General features: G+C 60.6%; 13 protein-coding genes and 2 pseudogenes. 7 read left to right on the top strand and 8 right to left on the bottom strand.

Annotation, left to right across the window (positions count from 1 at the left end; translation table 11 throughout):
- Window positions 1-15: 15 nt before the first annotated feature.
- The 3 genes and pseudogenes from AB4Y32_RS22020 to AB4Y32_RS22010 form a co-directional block, all read left to right on the top strand.
- On the top strand, window positions 16-1,422 hold the full coding sequence (locus AB4Y32_RS22020; RefSeq protein WP_368723370.1) for a CoA transferase: 1,407 nt from the start codon (window positions 16-18) through the stop codon (window positions 1,420-1,422).
- A gap of 150 nt (window positions 1,423-1,572) precedes the next feature.
- Window positions 1,573-1,994, top strand: a pseudogene (locus AB4Y32_RS22015) (NAD(P)/FAD-dependent oxidoreductase); the annotation flags it as partial.
- A pseudogene (locus AB4Y32_RS22010) lies at window positions 1,993-2,188 on the top strand (Rid family hydrolase); the annotation flags it as partial. The pseudogenes AB4Y32_RS22015 and AB4Y32_RS22010, both read left to right, overlap by 2 nt.
- A gap of 193 nt (window positions 2,189-2,381) precedes the next feature.
- Here AB4Y32_RS22010 and AB4Y32_RS22005 read toward each other — a convergent pair.
- The 3 genes from AB4Y32_RS22005 to AB4Y32_RS21995 all read right to left on the bottom strand — a co-directional run bounded on the left by AB4Y32_RS22005 (window position 2,382) and on the right by AB4Y32_RS21995 (window position 4,646).
- Window positions 2,382-2,717, bottom strand: a complete 336-nt coding sequence (locus AB4Y32_RS22005) for an H-NS histone family protein (RefSeq protein ID WP_368723471.1) — start codon at window positions 2,715-2,717, stop codon at window positions 2,382-2,384.
- A 191-nt stretch (window positions 2,718-2,908) separates the two neighbouring features.
- Window positions 2,909-3,112: a cold-shock protein gene (locus AB4Y32_RS22000; RefSeq protein WP_368723369.1), complete on the bottom strand. Its 204-nt coding sequence runs from the start codon at window positions 3,110-3,112 to the stop codon at window positions 2,909-2,911.
- Between the two features lie 1,135 nt (window positions 3,113-4,247).
- Complete coding sequence (locus AB4Y32_RS21995) at window positions 4,248-4,646, bottom strand: hypothetical protein (protein ID WP_368723368.1); 399 nt, start codon at window positions 4,644-4,646, stop codon at window positions 4,248-4,250.
- 1,152 nt (window positions 4,647-5,798) lie between these two features.
- On the opposite strand from AB4Y32_RS21995, the gene AB4Y32_RS21990 reads away from it, so the two are divergent.
- The gene (locus tag AB4Y32_RS21990; RefSeq protein WP_368723367.1) at window positions 5,799-7,769 is read left to right on the top strand and encodes a lytic transglycosylase domain-containing protein; all 1,971 of its coding nucleotides are present in this window, start codon (window positions 5,799-5,801) and stop codon (window positions 7,767-7,769) included.
- Window positions 7,770-8,217: 448 nt separating this feature from the next.
- On the opposite strand, the gene AB4Y32_RS21985 is transcribed toward AB4Y32_RS21990, so the two are convergent.
- Window positions 8,218-9,114 (bottom strand): ATP-grasp fold amidoligase family protein, encoded by an 897-nt coding sequence (locus AB4Y32_RS21985; RefSeq protein ID WP_368723366.1) that lies wholly within the window; start codon window positions 9,112-9,114, stop codon window positions 8,218-8,220.
- Between the two features lie 504 nt (window positions 9,115-9,618).
- Between AB4Y32_RS21985 and AB4Y32_RS21980 the strand changes: the two genes are divergently transcribed.
- On the top strand, window positions 9,619-10,797 hold the full coding sequence (locus AB4Y32_RS21980; RefSeq protein ID WP_368723365.1) for a glycosyltransferase family 4 protein: 1,179 nt from the start codon (window positions 9,619-9,621) through the stop codon (window positions 10,795-10,797).
- A 108-nt stretch (window positions 10,798-10,905) separates the two neighbouring features.
- Complete coding sequence (locus tag AB4Y32_RS21975; RefSeq protein WP_368723363.1) at window positions 10,906-12,117, top strand: glycosyltransferase; 1,212 nt, start codon at window positions 10,906-10,908, stop codon at window positions 12,115-12,117.
- A 290-nt stretch (window positions 12,118-12,407) separates the two neighbouring features.
- Here AB4Y32_RS21975 and AB4Y32_RS21970 read toward each other — a convergent pair whose 3' ends face one another.
- The 3 genes from AB4Y32_RS21970 to AB4Y32_RS21960 all read right to left on the bottom strand — a co-directional run bounded on the left by AB4Y32_RS21970 (window position 12,408) and on the right by AB4Y32_RS21960 (window position 14,292).
- A complete protein-coding gene (locus tag AB4Y32_RS21970; protein ID WP_368723362.1) occupies window positions 12,408-12,950 on the bottom strand; it encodes a LysR family transcriptional regulator substrate-binding protein in 543 nt (180 codons plus the stop codon).
- 449 nt (window positions 12,951-13,399) lie between these two features.
- On the bottom strand, window positions 13,400-13,873 hold the full coding sequence (locus tag AB4Y32_RS21965) for a PhzF family phenazine biosynthesis protein (protein WP_368723361.1): 474 nt from the start codon (window positions 13,871-13,873) through the stop codon (window positions 13,400-13,402).
- Complete coding sequence (locus AB4Y32_RS21960) at window positions 13,804-14,292, bottom strand: PhzF family phenazine biosynthesis protein (RefSeq protein ID WP_368723360.1); 489 nt, start codon at window positions 14,290-14,292, stop codon at window positions 13,804-13,806. Before AB4Y32_RS21960 ends, AB4Y32_RS21965 begins: the two co-directional genes overlap by 70 nt.
- A gap of 375 nt (window positions 14,293-14,667) precedes the next feature.
- On the opposite strand from AB4Y32_RS21960, the gene AB4Y32_RS21955 reads away from it, so the two are divergent.
- Window positions 14,668-15,105, top strand: a complete 438-nt coding sequence (locus tag AB4Y32_RS21955; protein ID WP_368723359.1) for a CBS domain-containing protein — start codon at window positions 14,668-14,670, stop codon at window positions 15,103-15,105.
- 190 nt (window positions 15,106-15,295) lie between these two features.
- Here the strand turns inward: AB4Y32_RS21955 and AB4Y32_RS21950 are convergent, their stop codons facing one another.
- On the bottom strand, window positions 15,296-15,484 hold the full coding sequence (locus tag AB4Y32_RS21950) for a DUF3008 family protein (protein ID WP_368723358.1): 189 nt from the start codon (window positions 15,482-15,484) through the stop codon (window positions 15,296-15,298).
- Window positions 15,485-15,577: the final 93 nt, after the last annotated feature.

The raw sequence follows: 15,577 nt of genomic DNA, 5'->3' as shown, positions 1-15,577 counted from the left end.
TCTGCCGCGCTTGCCATGACTCGCACCATATGGGACGCGCTCGGCGGGCAAGTCGATGATCTGGACCGGCTCGGTTTTCGCGGCGCCGGCAGTCTGCAGTCGGCGTTCGCGGTAACCGACTTCGCCGCCGCGTCGGTCGCCGCCGCGGCGCTTGCAGTCGACGAACTGGTCGCGCATGTCCATCCGCACGCCGTGCGCTCGCTCCCGGACGAGGGTACTTCATCCCCCGTTCAGACTCGCCAGCCCGTCGCCGTCGAAGTTGACCGGCGGCTTGCCTCGCTCTGGTTTGCGACGTCGCTGCGGCCGCACGGTTGGCAGGTTCCTCCATTGCGCGATCCATTGACGGGCGACTATCCGACCCGCGACGGCTGGATCCGCCTGCATGCCAACGCGGCTCATCACCGGGCGGCCGTGCATCGAACGCTCGGCGCGGTCGCCGACCGAAACGCGGCCGCAGCGGCCGTCGCGGGATGGGAAGGCGCCGACCTCGAGCAGACGATTATCGACGCTGGAGGTTGTGCCGCGCAGATGCGCGACGCCGACGCGTGGCGCGTGCATCCTCAAGGCAGCGCGGTGGCGGCCGAACCGCTCGTCGCATGCGAGCAAGGCCCGGCTGGCGCTACGCCGGGTTGGCTCGTTGCGCGCGAGCGGCCGCTCCACGGCGTGCGCGTGCTCGACGTCACGCGCGTACTCGCCGGACCGGTGGCGACCCGGTTTCTTGCTGGCCTCGGCGCGACGGTCTTGCGCATCGATCCCCCGGACTGGGACGAACCCGGCGCCGTACCGGATGTCACGCTCGGCAAGCGCTGCGCACGGCTGGATCTTAAAACGCCATCTGGACATGCGACGTTTGCCGGATTGCTGGCGGACGCCGACGTGCTCGTTCACGGCTTACGCCCGTGCGCGCTTGACCGGCTCGGCTTTGACGCGGGCACGCGCGAGCGACTCGCGCCCGGACTCGTCGATGTCAGCCTCGACGCCTACGGCTGGAGCGGATCGTGGGCGATGCGGCGTGGCTTTGACAGCCTGGTGCAGATGAGCAGCGGCATCGCCGACGCGGGGATGCGCTGGCGCGCGTCCGCCTCGCCAGTCCCGCCGCCGGTGCAAGCGCTCGACCACGCGACAGGTTATCTGATGGCGGCCGCGACGCTGCGCGGCCTGAGGCGGCGGCTAAAGCATGGCGTCGCGACACGCGCGCGTCTCTCGCTTGCACGGACCGCGCGACTGCTCGTTGACTTCGATGACCCATGGGACGATACGCCGCTCGCACCGGAGTCCGCAGACGACACGCGCGGGTTGATCGAATCGACTCCATGGGGGCCGGCGCGCCGCATTGCTGCGCCGTGGCGGATCGCCGGCGTCGACGTACATTGGGATCTGCCGGCTAGCGCACTGGGCAGCGTGTCCCCATGCTGGCGCTGAAGCCTTGTGTGCAGGCTTCCGATTGACTGTTGCTCGGCGCGGGCGCCCTTACCAAAACGAGCTGACGGTTCAAAGGCCGTTTGTCGGCATGTGGTAGCCGCCTTGGTGCCAACATACATGCGTGAGTCCTTTGGTTCGAGTGAACCAGGAGGCGCGAAAGTGACCGTGCTCGGAGCCGATTACGTCGGGGCGGCATTCGTCGGGCGTCAACGCCGGTGGCGTACGCACACTCGGGCGGCCGCTGCCTGAAATTCCGCTTGCGCTGATGTCGCGCGAAGTCTGGCACACGTTGCGCGCGACACGATTGCCGACGACGGCGGCTTCGTGCCTTCCGGGCAGCTGAAGATCGCGGAAACGGACGCCGGGCTCGACGAATGTCTCGCGCGCGTCGCGCTGCTCGAAGAGCACGGCTTCACGCACGAGAAGCTGATCGATCGCGCGCCATCGTGCACGAACTCGAACCCGCGCTCGCGCCACATGTGACGGGCGGCATCTTGGTCGAGCGCGACGGCTACGCGTTGCCCTATAAAACCACGACGGCCTTCCGGCTCGCCGCGCAACGACACGGCGCGCATCGAGAGCTTTCTCGAGAAAGCAGACATCGACAAGTCGCGCTTCGTGTCCGCCCAGTTGTGGCTCTTTACCGGGATGAACAGCGTCTGGGATGCGTGGACGCCGGCCGGCTGCGCCGACTCGTGCGACCGTTGAAGCGAGGATCGCCGCGCCCGAGTTGCTGGTCGAAATTGCGGTTATTGGCCTGGCATAGCGTCGGGCGAAGAACCCGTATTACGCGGCGCAGGCGAGTCGACGGGTTTGCACTCGAGTGCGCCGACAGGCTGCTTCGGACATGCTCGACTTTAAGTCGATACGCGGGGTTCCTTTTGGTCTGCGCGTGGATGACTGCGCCCGACGTGTCCGTCGCGAGCAGAAGCGCGCCACGCCAGTACTGCATTCAGGCATCAACGGGCATGAGCATATGAAGGGTGAACCGTCGCCAGGCGCGTACCTGCAAACGGATCTTGGCGCCAGTCTGTTTTTCGACGCGTGGCAGCGTCGAGCTGCGACGCCGTTCGATCAACGGCAAAGTGTTCGGGAGATTGACCAGCACTGATGGCCTGTTTAAGCCATTGGGGCATCTCGCCATTGCCGGACCATGTCTCTCCTGTTGCGCTACGATACCGTGCAGCGTTTTCGTCCTGCGCTATGGCGGCTGCAACATCGTCCAGGTCAATCCCGACCTCGGCCATTCGACGGCGCAGGTAAGCGACAATGCTGTCCCGTTTTCGTTGATCCACTGTGATTTCCTCTCTCATCGGTATTGCACGGAGGGACGCAATGCCAGCGCGCAAACTTCGTGCCTTTGATGTTTCGGTCTTCCCGCGAAGTCCAGTAACAGAAGCGGCGAGAGCGACCGCGCATCAGGCGCGCGAAATCGTGCAGCCATCAGACGTGCCTCGTCTTCCTGTGCAGACCGGTGTCAAGCCGATTACAGCGGTTGGATGTTTGCCGCCTGCTTGCCTTTGGGTCCCTGCTTCACCTCAAAGCTCACCTTCTGGTTTTCCTGCAGAGACCTGAAGCCTTTTGCCTGTATCTCGGAGAAGTGTGCGAACAGATCTTCACCGCCGTCGTCCGGCGTAATAAATCCAAAGCCCTTCGCATCGTTGAACCACTTCACTGTACCTGTTGCCATTTTCCTGTTGTTCCCAAACCGTTGAGTTGAAACGCGACCGGCACTCGCCGACGCCCTGTCAATATCTGACTGACGAAGCGGCTTCTGCCAGCAATACGTCTTTTCGGGAGGCGACTCGAAATGCCATTGTCAGATGCTCGCAGGACCGCAAGCATCGCGATCCTTCCAGAGGCAGCTCAGCCGGCACCCCTTGTGTCTGCCCGGTACAAAGCCAATGCACATCGAGATCGAGCGCCGCGGCGATCCGTTTGAATGCATTTAGCGGAGGCACCGTAATTCCTCGGCGCCAGAACTGAACGTCACATTCACTGACGCCGAGCCACCTGGCAACGCGAGACGAACTGACGTTGGCTCGCTTGAGGGCGTTGTTGAGGCGCGCAGCAAGGGCGCGTCTCAGGCCGCTGTTCTCACCGCTACGCTCGAGGTGCTCGATGGTTTGAGCATATCGATTCATTTGTTTAGAGTCTCTCAGACGTGTTTGTATTGCCCGTCGCGTCGTGGCGACGGATAACGCTACCGTCCGCGCAAACAGTCTGTCGCCGGAACTGGGTATTTTTCAGTCGAAGCCGGAAGCGGGATCGTTGCAACGGCAACGTACTCCGCAGCCAGTAAACGCAGCGCCTTCTCGATTTTGCAAAAAAGCCCCGCCAGCTCTCCTGATGAGGGGTCTAGTCTCAAAACCGGCGGGATTTCCCGACACGCACCAAAAGCCAGGAATACTGCTCTAGCTTTTGGAGCGATAAAGGTACAGCAAGCTGCACCGTTTAACAATTCTGGCAGCGCAAATACGGCATCGGAATTAACCCCAATAAGCCGAAAAGGATGTAAATCTTCCCGCGCGGCCAACTACGTCGGGAATATCTGCTCCTCGGCAACAACCGGGGCGGAACTGTTCGGTCGTCATTCTGCGCGCGCGCTTCGACACCACATCCCGCGCGGCCGGCAAGGCTAGGCTATGCTGCTATTGACTCGACTCTCTTTCACCGATTGTCGGCGCCGACTGTCTCAGTCGATTCCCGTCGTGTTGTCATGCTGAGCCGCCTCATCATAAGTCGTCCCGCTAGTATTCTGACGGGCAACAAAGATCGCTGGCACAGGGGTGAAGCAGTTGTGTGTTTAAAATTAATCACTCTAGTTAGGATACCGATATTTTCGTCACCTCCGTTCTGGTCAGCATGGCCCTGATGTGAGGCGTCCTGCTTATCGCATTCTTTGCAGCTGCATACCTTGTCTTTTGGCGTAAGGCAATCAAATAAGTGCCCGCGGATTTCGGCGCACGACCTCCGCGCGTACCTGGCGGGGGTTTCATCGCCTTCCCGCCGTCGGAGACAGCAAGCTGCAAGGCATCGCGTCTGATCGCGATCTGGTGCGCACGCTGAGCCCGCTTACCGGCACTATGGTGGAAACTCAGCGCGACGCATGGAAGTTGAGCAGGCGCGTGCAGCGGATCATGAGCCGCAAGCTGATAACGTTGATCGATCGCGACTTCAATGAAGCGCAGGATCATAAACTCCAGCAGACCGTACTTCTTCATTCGCGCATTGAGGGGTGCGTGATGATCGCGCACCGCGATATGGATTGTCGCGGACCAGCGGCGTCAGGGACATGTCTTCATCTGACGCGCGGACACGCCCGACAACATGATGCACCCGCGTTTACGACATCGCAGGCGGCGTCCGCGTCAAGCGCAATGTCCGACGCATCCCATTCGCGCGATGCGGTCACGTTGTCAGAACGTCGAGCAAGTCCTCTGGGCTCGTGACCAGGGTCTCCTGGTCGCAAACCGATAGATCGGTGCACGCGACGGCTATGGCCAGCTCAGTACTATGAGCCGACTGGAGAATCTGCAGGGACGTTCTCTTTTCCATGCCTGTATTGCTCAATATTCCTTTTTTATATTTTGCATTCCTATCGTTTTCATCACAGATGACGAGCCCCCATCAGGGTCTATGATGAACGTGTACTCGTGTCGACAAAGGCCCTCCATGGTACGGTCCTCAATCGTCCGGCTGGCGCGCTATGTTCGAGAGATCATCCGGAAACATCCGTCGTGACGGTCCTTTCTTGTCATTCTGCTGTGCCTTCCGGCCTCGTCTTGTCTTGTCCCGCATCTTGCCTTGTGCTTCATGCGCACGCTCCCTCTTTTGAAACGCAACCCGGTGTGAAAGCAGACGAGCGGCGCGATAGACATGATCGCGACCGTCCGCAAGAGCGGCCCGCACGCGGCGCGCGGGAACCGGGGGGCTCCGTCCCTGCCCCCCCGGACTCGCCGTCTGGCCGCTGGGGTTGGGTTCAACAACCAATCCACACCCAGCAGCCGTGACTGTTAGCCGGTCCGGTCCATCAAGAGCTTTTCGCGGCCTAATCGGACGCCTTCCCAGGCAAGCGTGGGCCTCTTTCCATTTATCCACAGTGCTCGTGACCGTCCTTCTCGCCAGGACCATCCGCAAGCGGGCAGCCCGGCCACGACGGCCTGCACCGCATTCAGGACCTGCATGAACTCAGTAGCGAATCCCGCTCCAGGCCTGCGCGACGAAAACGCGAATACGCACGTGCCGGGGCGGCCCAGGCATCCGGCCCGCAAAGGGCCGAATTACGGGCTGAGTCCCGTCTTTTTCGCCGCTTCGTTTCGCCGTTTTGCGGCCTAAGCTTTGGCTCAATTTTGTGCACCGAAACCAGGTCAACGATGGCTACACGACTCCACCGGGTGTCTCGCGCACTCGGTTTTGCCCTTGCCGCGGCGACGTTCGTGCTATCTTGCCCGGCGCTGGCGAGGCATCCCACCGGGCTCTCTCCGCTTTCCGCCGACGATCAGATTTTCATCAAGTTGCGTGACGCCGCCCGCGACAACGATCCCGCGCGTGCCGCGCGACTGGCGAGCCTGATCCCGAATTATCCGGCGTCGGCGTATCTCAGCTATTTCCAGCTCAAGCCGCGTCTGTTCAACGGCGCGGGGCATGCGAATCCCGACGCGCCGGACGCACCGGTGCTGTCGTTTCTGCAGCACTACGACGGGCAGGCGATCGCCGACCGTCTGCGCAACGACTACCTGCGCGTGCTGGGCGCGCGCCACGACTGGCACGATTTCGACTCGCAATACGCACAATTTGTCCTGGACGACGACACGCAGGTGAAGTGCTATGCGCTCGAGTCGCGCGCCGCGCGGGGTGAAAACGTTGCCGACGCGGCGCGCGCGCTGCTCGTCGAACCGAAGTGGTACGGCGACGGCTGCGTCGATCTCGTCACCGCGCTCGATAGTAACCAGCAGTTCACGTCGGAGGATGTCTGGCAGCAGATTCGCCAGGCCTACGAAGAGGGCGCGACGACGACGGGCGGCAGACTCGTCGATGCGCTGGGCGCGGCACGCCCGGCTCCGCTGCTCCTCGATCAGGCGACGAACCAGCCGCGCCTGCTGCTCGCGAAAGGCGTCCAGCCGGACGCGGCATCCCATCAACTCGTGCTGCTCGCCATCACGCAGGTGGCGGCCAGCGATCCGGCGGCGGCCGCGGCCACCTTCACCGCGATCGCACCGGCGCTTACCCTGGCGGAACGCGCTATCGGCTGGGGCACGATTGCCTGTCAGGCGGCGAACCGGCAACTGCCAGGCGCAGTGGACTGGTACCGGCTGTCGGCGAACGCGCCCTTGTCGAGCCAGGCCTATGAGTGGCGCACGCGCAGCGCGCTGCTGGCCGGGGACTGGACGATGGTGCGCTGGTCGATCGAGCAGATGCCGTCCGCGCTGCGCGCGCAACCCGCGTGGGTCTACTGGTACGCACGCGCGTTGAAGCAGGGCGGCGAGGTGACGCTGGCCGACCAGGCATTCGGAAAGATCGCGGGAACCTACACGTTCTATGGCCAGCTGGCCTCTGAAGCGCTCGGCCAGCAGATCGTGCTTCCGCCACAGACCAAAGTGACCGACGAGGAGGTTGACAAGGCCCGCCAGACACCGGGCTTCGAGCTGGCAAAACGCTTTTATGCGCTGAATCTGCGCACGGAAGGCAACCGTGAGTGGAACTGGCAATTGCGCGGCATGACCGACCGGCAACTGCTCGCCGTCGCCGAGTACGCACGCCGCATCGAGCTCTACGACCGGGCTGTGAGTACCGCCGACAGGACGCAGACCAAGCATGACTTTTCGCTGCGCTACGTGGCGCCGTTTCGCACGATTGTCGAGCGCGATGCGCAGTCCACCGGGTTCGATGTCGAATGGGCGTATGGCCTCATTCGCCAGGAGTCGCGTTTCATCATCAATGCGCGCTCGGAGGTTGGCGCGGGCGGCCTGATGCAGGTGATGCCGGCCACCGCGGAGATGGTCGCGCGGAAGATCGGGCTCGGTACGATCTCGCGGGCGAGGATGAATGACATCGACACGAACATCCTGCTCGGCACGCATTATCTGTCGATGATTTACAACCAGCTTGACCGTTCTGCCGTGCTCGCGACGGCCGGCTACAATGCCGGCCCCGGGCGCTCGCGTCAGTGGCAGGCCAGGCTGCCGCGTCCGGTGGAAGGCGCGATTTTCGCGGAGACGATTCCGTTCGACGAAACCCGCGACTACGTCAAGAATGTGTTGTCGAACACGGTCTACTACGCGGCGCTGTTTGATGGCCGCCCGCAATCGCTGACGGAGCGGCTCGGCCATATCGCGCCCCGATGACATCGTGCGCAACGCTGCCGCGCTGAGCGCACGGATAGAACAAAGTGCCATCCGGGTGGGTCCATCACCGGCCGTCTTACTCAGGTTCAGGATCAGGCCACGGTCGCTGCACCGGCTTTCGGGCGCGGTGGTGGCGGCTGCATACGCGAGACTGAACAACGATCCACCTGTCTCCGGATGGCCTTACAACGGGGAACGGGGAACCGGGAAAGTGAAGGTGAATTCCGGCAGCCACGACATTGCGACGCGGCATACGAACGGGTGCCGTCGGGTGCCTGTTCCCCGCGAATCAGCCTTTCAAACGGACAGCTTGACCGGAGCAGACGCTGGCCCATCCGCCAACGGCCGCTATGGTCAGCTTTGCCGATGTCGGGCCAGCGACCAGTGAAAGATCGACGCTCGCGTTGCCGCTAGCCCGGGCGTTCGTTGGTGGCTTTTGCACCTATCCTCAAGCGACGGAGTAGTTGGCGTTTTTCAGGATGCTTCCCCACTCATAATCGCAATGATCGGGGGTATAGGGCATCGTCCCGCCGCCGGGCGTAAACGTCAGCTCCCCAAAAAATATATGCTCGTCATGCGCGTAGAGATCCACGCGCACGTAGCCGAGGCCATGGGCCAGCAGCGTGGCAACGTTGCTCAGCTCTTCCCAATTCGACGGTCGCGCCACGGCGCGTTCGCTGCGCGCGTAGTCGCCCCACGCCAGGTCGAGCCTGTTCCACCGGGGGTCGTAGACATCGGCGCGAGGCTTGCCAAAACGGTCGGAAATGATACCCGTATAAATTATCGGACCGTCTGGACCGTGACCGAACATGTGCATTTTGTAATCGGCCGGAACGGAGCCCGATCGGTCGAGAAGCAGGGTCTCAAAGAAGATCCGTGGCTGAATGCCCTTATAGTGCTGTTCACGCGCGACCCGGTAATAGTCAATGCTCAACCATCTGTCAGCAAGGCGGCGCAGTTCTTCGAACGATCTTTTCGACTTGTCCCAGACGACTTCGACGAAGTTGGAACCGTGATTCGCTTTCATGACGAACGATGAGGGAAGTGAGTCGAAAACCTCTTTCGTAAAAACGTCGGGGGCCGCAAGCAACGGAATAAGGTGCTTCTCCCCGATGCGTTCCCTCACGTATTCGCGAACCCTCAGCTTGTCGGTCAGACGGCTCCAGCGCGGATCCGGGTGCAGGCATCGCATCAGAATCATTTCGTTGAAAGCCGTCGGATGCTTCATGTTCGGGAACCGCCCGATTCTTCGACGATGAGAAAGAGCCAAATACAAATCGTCGGGCATAAGCGACGCTGCACTTTTGATTACGCGGCGCGTGCTCCTGTAGAAGAGATTGTTCATGGCTTTGTGTCCTCCCATGCGCTTACTACCTGCTCGACAACTGAAATCCCGGATATCCGCAATCAGCACTTCGCCTCCACGTGAGTCGGCGCAGCAACTCGTGCATAAATCACGCCAGCCGCCATTTGCCGCTCGCCGCGCTTGGTGGATTAGTGGCTATATTTGAAAACACACCCGCTTGGCATGAAATCGGTTGTTGACCCAATGTTCATGCGCGTTATCGATGGCGCAAATGAGCCAGATTCTGACGTAAGGACGCACCTGTCAAAATGTAAAAAGGGGTGGCGTCCGTCGCCCTTTCTTGTAGCCAGGAACTATGCCGACGCCTTTTGACGCGAGTCTGGCTGACGAGGCCAGTCCAATGATTGCAGCTCGGAGACGGTTTCTTGCCTCTGTGCGGTAGGCCGATCGCATTGAGGCCAATTCGTTCGTGCGGACAGACGTCCCGCGCCTTCACGCAGCGGCAGCGAAATGCGACGTATGGCACCTGGTGAGACCGATTCTATGCGCATTCAATTCGTTATCGGCAACCTGAGCGACTACCACGTACCACGCTATCGCGCGCTCGTGCGGCTCGCGTTGAGACACGGATGTCAGGTATCCCTCGTAGAGCTGTTCGAATACACCAGCTTCTATGACTATCCGCAAAGCGATCGCGGGGCGTTCCTGCAAGATGTGCCGTCCGAGATGATTACAGTCTTCAAGGGTACCGTTGCAGGCCGCAAGCATTGGCTGACGGTGGCGGCCCGGCTCGGCCTGATCGTCCGTGCCACGCGCCCCGACGTTGTCATCACGCTCGGCTACCACACCAGCTATTCGATTTACTTGTGTCTGCTGAGGACGCTGACGCGCCGATTCAAGCTGATCTATATGTCGGACTCGAAGGCTGACGACGGCAAACGGCACCGACTCAAGGAAGCCTTAAAAAGAATCCTCGTCTCACGCTTCGATGGTGCACTTGTGGCCGGTGAGAAGCATCGTCGATACGCCGAGTCGCTCGGCATTCCCTTGCACCGATCACGTGTCGGCTTAGATGTCATCGACGTTGCATACTTCCGCGACGCCGCAAGGCACGCGCGCGCGCACGCCGACAGCGAGCGATGCCGCTTCGCCTTGCCGACGCGATACGTGCTTTGTGTGAGCCGCTTTGTGGAGCGCAAGAATGTACCGCTCGTTCTGGAGGCGTTCGCCTGCTCAGGGCTTGCGCAACGAGGGTTGTCCCTCGTCCTGGTCGGGCAGGGTCCGCTCGAGCAGACGATACGCGAAAGGGTTTCCGCGCTCGGGCTAAGCGAGCGAGTCCTGATTTTCAGGGCGGTTCTGAACAGCGACATGCCGGCCTTTTATGCCCTCGCCGACTTCATTGTGCTCGCCAGCGCATTCGACCAGTGGGGGCTGTGCGTCAATGAGGCGATGGCTGCTGGGCGGCCAGCGATCGTGTCGCGGACCTGCGGATGCGCGAACGAACTTGTCTACGACGGAATCAACGGTTTCATCGTTCGACCCGGCGACGTCGAGCAGCTTGCGAAAAAAATGAAGCAGCTCGCCGAAGACCATGCGCTTCGCGAAAAGCTCGCCCGCGACGCGGAAACAACAATCCAAGACTGGACACCCGAGCTCTTCGCCGAAAACGTGCTTGCTCTCGCAAACGTATGCCTGAAGCGAAATGACGTGCACGCAAGCTGACAGGGTCGAAAGGGAATGGGAATTGCTTGATGGGAATTGCTCCCATCCCCGCAATGCTGTTAGAAGCCGCATTGGCAGGGCCGACCGCAATTTCAAGGATTCACTCTCATGGGTTTGCGAATTCTTCACGCCATCATCACGGTCAATCCTGCATATGGCGGGCCGATTGAAGGGATCGTTCAGGCGGCGCGCGAGCATCGGCGCAGAGGAAATTCAGTCGAGATCCTCACGCTCGACGGACAGGACGAGCGCTCACTCGATCATTGCGAGGTCATCTGCCACCCCGTCGGCCCGGGGCTCGGCAAGTACAGGTATTCCCCCAGGCTGATCCCATGGCTGCACGCCAACGCGCCGAAATACGACCTTGTTATTGTCAACGGCATCTGGAACTACACATCGTTTGGCGTTTGGCGTGCGCTACGCGATTCGGGGGTACCTTATTACGTATTCACGCACGGGATGCTGGATCCGTACTTCAAACAACGCTACCCGTTAAAGCACTTCAAAAAGATGCTCTATTGGCCATGGGCGGACTATCGGGTGCTTCGCGATGCAAATGCCGTGTTCTTTACGTGTGAGGAAGAGCGTCTATTGGCTCGCCAATCGTTCCGCCCGTACCGTTGCAACGAGCATGTCGTCAGTTACGGCACAGCGGGTGCTGTTGGCAATCCGGAAACGCAACGCGAACTTTTCCTGTCGAGGTTTCCGCATCTGCGCGGTAAAAAAAATCTGCTCTTTCTTGGGCGAATCCACGAAAAGAAGGGAATCGACCTTACGCTGCGAGCGCTGGCTCAATGTGTGCAAGACACTCCGCAAGACCAGATTAACGATGTGCAACTGATCATCGCCGGCCCCGATGAAGGCGAGTACGCGAAGTTGGCCAAGGCTCTGTGCTACGAGTTGCAGTTGACAGAGAGGGTGACGTGGACGGGAATGCTCGACAATGAACTCAAGTGGGGCGCATTCCTTGTATCCGACGCCTTTGTGCTTAACTCGCATCAGGAGAACTTTGGGGTTTCCGTGGCGGAAGCGTTATCTGCCGGGCTGCCGACGCTGATTACAGACAAGGTCAACATCTGGCGTGAGATCGAACAGTCTGGCGCGGGCATCGTGGACAAGGACGACCTGGCAGGGGCAGTGCGCTTGTTGCACCGCTGGCTGGGCGCTTCGCGACGCGAGTGGGCCGACATGCGCACGCGTGCCAGACAGTGCTTCACTTCCCGATTTCATATCGCTCAGTCCACGCAATCCTTGCTCGACGCGCTTGCCCTGTATAAGGAGACCGCGCCAAAGCGGGGACTCTATGCTGCGAGATGGTGAGCGTGATCGTTGCACGCGAGCGTCGGATACCATCGCTCGAAGCATGAGCGCAACTGCTCATTCAAGACGGCTGTCCGCGATTCTGCGCCGTTAACAGTCGCGATGATTCTACGCAGTACATACGAAATATTGCTAATTCGCTTAATGTAAAATCAACCCGGAATGCCTTACGTGCAACGCTTCGCCAATCCGTGGACCGCAATCGCTGGTCAGCAGCGCGGCTCGAGCGTAGGGCTCGAGCGTAGTTCGCGAAGTGATGGCGTGAGTGCCACCTTTATGCGCTGAGTCGATCACACGCCCGACTCAGCCAGCTCTACGAACGCCGAAATAGCCTTGGCGAACCGGCGCGAGCGCAAGCACACCACATACGAGTGCGTGAAGCTCGGAAAGTCCGCCACACGCATCACATGCAGGTTGTCATGCGGCCGGTATTCGGCCTGGGAAACGACGCCAATTCCCAAGCCTTCCAGCACGGCCTCGCGCACCGCGTCGCGAGAGACTTCCATCACGACCTTCGGTGTCACGCGATGCTGCGTGAGTTCCTTTTCGAAAGCAGTCCGGGTCATTGAACCGCGTTCGCGCACGATCATTTTTCGTCCGTCCAGCTGTGCGAGCTTGATTGAATCGAGCTGTGCCCATGGATGACCTGAATTCGCGAAGAACAGGATCTCGTGCGCACCGAGATGACGGGAATACAGCCGTGCATCGTCGACGATGTTGCCTGTGATCGCCACATCCGTCGTCGAATCGAGAATCTTCGATGATTCAATGTTGAATCCACGGCTTTTCGCTTGCGCCCGAAATTTGCACCACAGCCGTCTCGCCCATGCCACCGTCTAATTCGCATCTCTTCGCATAATGAATTAATCGGTACCACGTAACGAACTGGAAAATCCGCGAGACGAGAGACACCTTCTATCTGTATGTAACCCGGACGCTCGCAGAAAGTAACCACCGCGGGATCCGTCTCGAGCAGCATCCACAATTCGAGCAGGAGACGTCGACAGAACGTGATCCGACGCTGCAGCTTGGGGCTGAATGCTTCGAACCGATGCGCGCCTGGTGGTCGCACAAGCGCGATTGGCTTGACCGGCGAAAACGACTATTCCATGGGGCTCCACGCCGACGAGACGGGATTCGAAGTGTAGGAGGAGAATTGACGAAATTAATACGGACATGTGCGAATTGATACTTTTGCGCCGCTCGGACCGAACGCAAAGATGTCAACCTGCTCGCTTAAAACCCCGCTCTACTATCCAGGTCATTGACAGCTTGCTTCGCTCTACGGCAGCGGCGCAAGCGTCATCCGATCGACGGTGCCGCTGATCCAGCAGCCGGCGCCGCTATCGTCGGGATCGCGCGGCTCGACGCAAATGCACGATGGCTTGCCCAGCGCATAGCCTTGATGCACCGTCACCCCGGGTGCACCGGATGCGCCGGATGCGCCGGATGCAAGCAGACCGTAGTACACCGCACCGTACAACAATGCAGCCGCGGCGATGCCTGTCGCGGCATCCTCCGGATATCCGGAGGCACGCGGAAACTGCCGTGCATGAACGTCGAGCGGATGTGCGCATTCCACGGCGAACGGATAGAGCCCTGTCGAATCAAGCGCATCGCACAATGCGCGCACTTCGTCGAAGCGCGGTGTGAGCGCATGAAGCCGTTGCACGGAGCGAAGCGGAATCAGCGTCTTGGTACGGCTCGTGGTCGCATTGAGGATGGGGCGCGTCTGCAATTCACGCGGGCGACGCATAGCACATCGCAAATCGCCGCACGCAGGTGCGCGTCCTCGACCGGTTGCACGATACCCTTGGGCTGGCTTACCTCGATGATCTTCGTGCGTTCGTCGTACCGCGCGTCGACGATGCCGCTCGACGTTTCGAGCGTCGCCGCGCACGACGTCCAACGGCCAAGCGAACGCAGCAGCCATAACGCCCCGAGTGTCGCGTGTCCGCACATCTCCATCTCGTGCCGCGGAACGAAGAAGCGCAGGCGAAACGCGTTGCGCGTGTCGCGAGGCGCACATATGAACGCGCTTTCGTGGCCGCAGCGCGCGGCGACGGCCATCATTTCCCGCGAGGTCATTGCGTCCGCATCTAGCACGACAGGCGCAGGGTTGCCGCCGCCCGGTCCTGCGGAAAAGACTCGTACGAAATGCAGATTCTTTTGCATAGGCGATGAGTATCAGTATGAGCGCCTTGCTTCCGGCATGAATCAGGCTATCGAAGCAGTGATGATGCTGCGCTTTCTATCGGCTTGCTGCAAATGCCAGGCGGTGCTTTATGTGGAGCGCTTTTTGCAACAACTCGGTCTACGGGCGACATGCGTTGCACAGATTTCAAGGGGAACGCAAATTGGCAGAAAGAGTGGCGTTGATCACGGACGCGGGTCGAGGCCTCGGGCGAGTGATGGCCCTTGCGCTGCTTCGCGGGCGACAGGAATCGATCACGGGCGCGCATGGTTGAATGCGCATGCCGAGCCTCATCGGCTGATGGAACGGCGGGTGCTCACTGGATACCTGTTTCGGTGACATTGAAGGAGCCTCTCATGACCACGGTAAGCGAAGTGATGACGCGCGATGCCGCGACGCTCGCGCCCAGCGATACCATCCGCCATGCGGCGTCCCTGATGGAGTGGCTGAATGTCGGTGCGCTCCCTGTCTGCGACGGAGTGACGATGATCGGCATCGTGACGGACCGCGACATCGTCGTACGCGCAGTATCACAAGGCCTCGATCCGACCACGCCCGTCGAAGGCGTCGCGAGCGGCCCCGTCCAATACTGTTTCGAAGACGATGACGTCACCGAAGCGGAAAAAAAACTGGCGTCCTCGCAGATACGCAGGTTGCCCGTGCTCGACAGGCAAAAACGGCTGGTCGGGATACTGTCGCTCGGCGACGTCGCGACGAACGCAAACGGCGGGCTGTCGTCCACCCTCGGCGCGGTTTCCGCGCCATCCGTACCGGATCGCCCGGGCAAGACGTGACAAATTCGCCCCCGCAATCCGTCGCCGCATTTACTTGTGCAGCATTTCGCGCAGCGAACTCACATCGTTTGCGGTGACGGGCTGCGAAAGTCGTAATGGCACGCCCGAAGCGGGCAACACTGATTCGTGCCGCCTCCTGAAACGTCGGACTGCCAGCTAGCTCAGCCTTCCGGGCACGATGCTGCTTCGTTCAATGCGTGGACTTGTACTGCGGCTTGCCTGTCTGCTTCGTCGACGCGAATTCTTCCAGTTGCTCTTCGCTCATCGACTCGTACATCGATTTCGAGGCACCTTTTAGCGAACTGGCTTTTCTCTGGCCTCGTTTTGCCGAAAGAGCGGCACCGGCGGCCATTTGCTGCGCTTTGGATCTTGCGGGCATATAACCTCCTTTTGTCCTGTCATTCGCGCCGGGCGGTGCAACGAACGGCGCTATCTGTGTCGTTCTGGGCGTGCAAACGATGTACCCGTCCGC

Origin of the sequence: Paraburkholderia phymatum, assembly GCF_040965635.1 — a bacterium.
GTDB lineage: Bacteria > Pseudomonadota > Gammaproteobacteria > Burkholderiales > Burkholderiaceae > Paraburkholderia > Paraburkholderia phymatum_B.
Note: the sequence above shows the minus strand (reverse complement) of the source record. Positions and strands in the feature narration are given on the sequence as shown.

Excerpts from the sequence above, each read along its gene's own strand:
- AB4Y32_RS22020 (WP_368723370.1), top strand. The coding sequence starts at position 16 with ATGACTCGCACCATATGGGACGCGCTCGGCGGGCAAGTCGATGATCTG.
- AB4Y32_RS22000 (WP_368723369.1), bottom strand. The coding sequence starts at position 3,112 with ATGGCAACAGGTACAGTGAAGTGGTTCAACGATGCGAAGGGCTTTGGA.
- AB4Y32_RS21995 (WP_368723368.1), bottom strand. The coding sequence starts at position 4,646 with ATGAAGAAGTACGGTCTGCTGGAGTTTATGATCCTGCGCTTCATTGAA.
- AB4Y32_RS21990 (WP_368723367.1), top strand. The coding sequence starts at position 5,799 with ATGGCTACACGACTCCACCGGGTGTCTCGCGCACTCGGTTTTGCCCTT.
- AB4Y32_RS21985 (WP_368723366.1), bottom strand. The coding sequence starts at position 9,114 with ATGAACAATCTCTTCTACAGGAGCACGCGCCGCGTAATCAAAAGTGCA.
- AB4Y32_RS21980 (WP_368723365.1), top strand. The coding sequence starts at position 9,619 with ATGCGCATTCAATTCGTTATCGGCAACCTGAGCGACTACCACGTACCA.
- AB4Y32_RS21975 (WP_368723363.1), top strand. The coding sequence starts at position 10,906 with ATGGGTTTGCGAATTCTTCACGCCATCATCACGGTCAATCCTGCATAT.
- AB4Y32_RS21965 (WP_368723361.1), bottom strand. The coding sequence starts at position 13,873 with ATGCGTCGCCCGCGTGAATTGCAGACGCGCCCCATCCTCAATGCGACC.
- AB4Y32_RS21960 (WP_368723360.1), bottom strand. The coding sequence starts at position 14,292 with ATGCAAAAGAATCTGCATTTCGTACGAGTCTTTTCCGCAGGACCGGGC.
- AB4Y32_RS21955 (WP_368723359.1), top strand. The coding sequence starts at position 14,668 with ATGACCACGGTAAGCGAAGTGATGACGCGCGATGCCGCGACGCTCGCG.
- AB4Y32_RS21950 (WP_368723358.1), bottom strand. The coding sequence starts at position 15,484 with ATGCCCGCAAGATCCAAAGCGCAGCAAATGGCCGCCGGTGCCGCTCTT.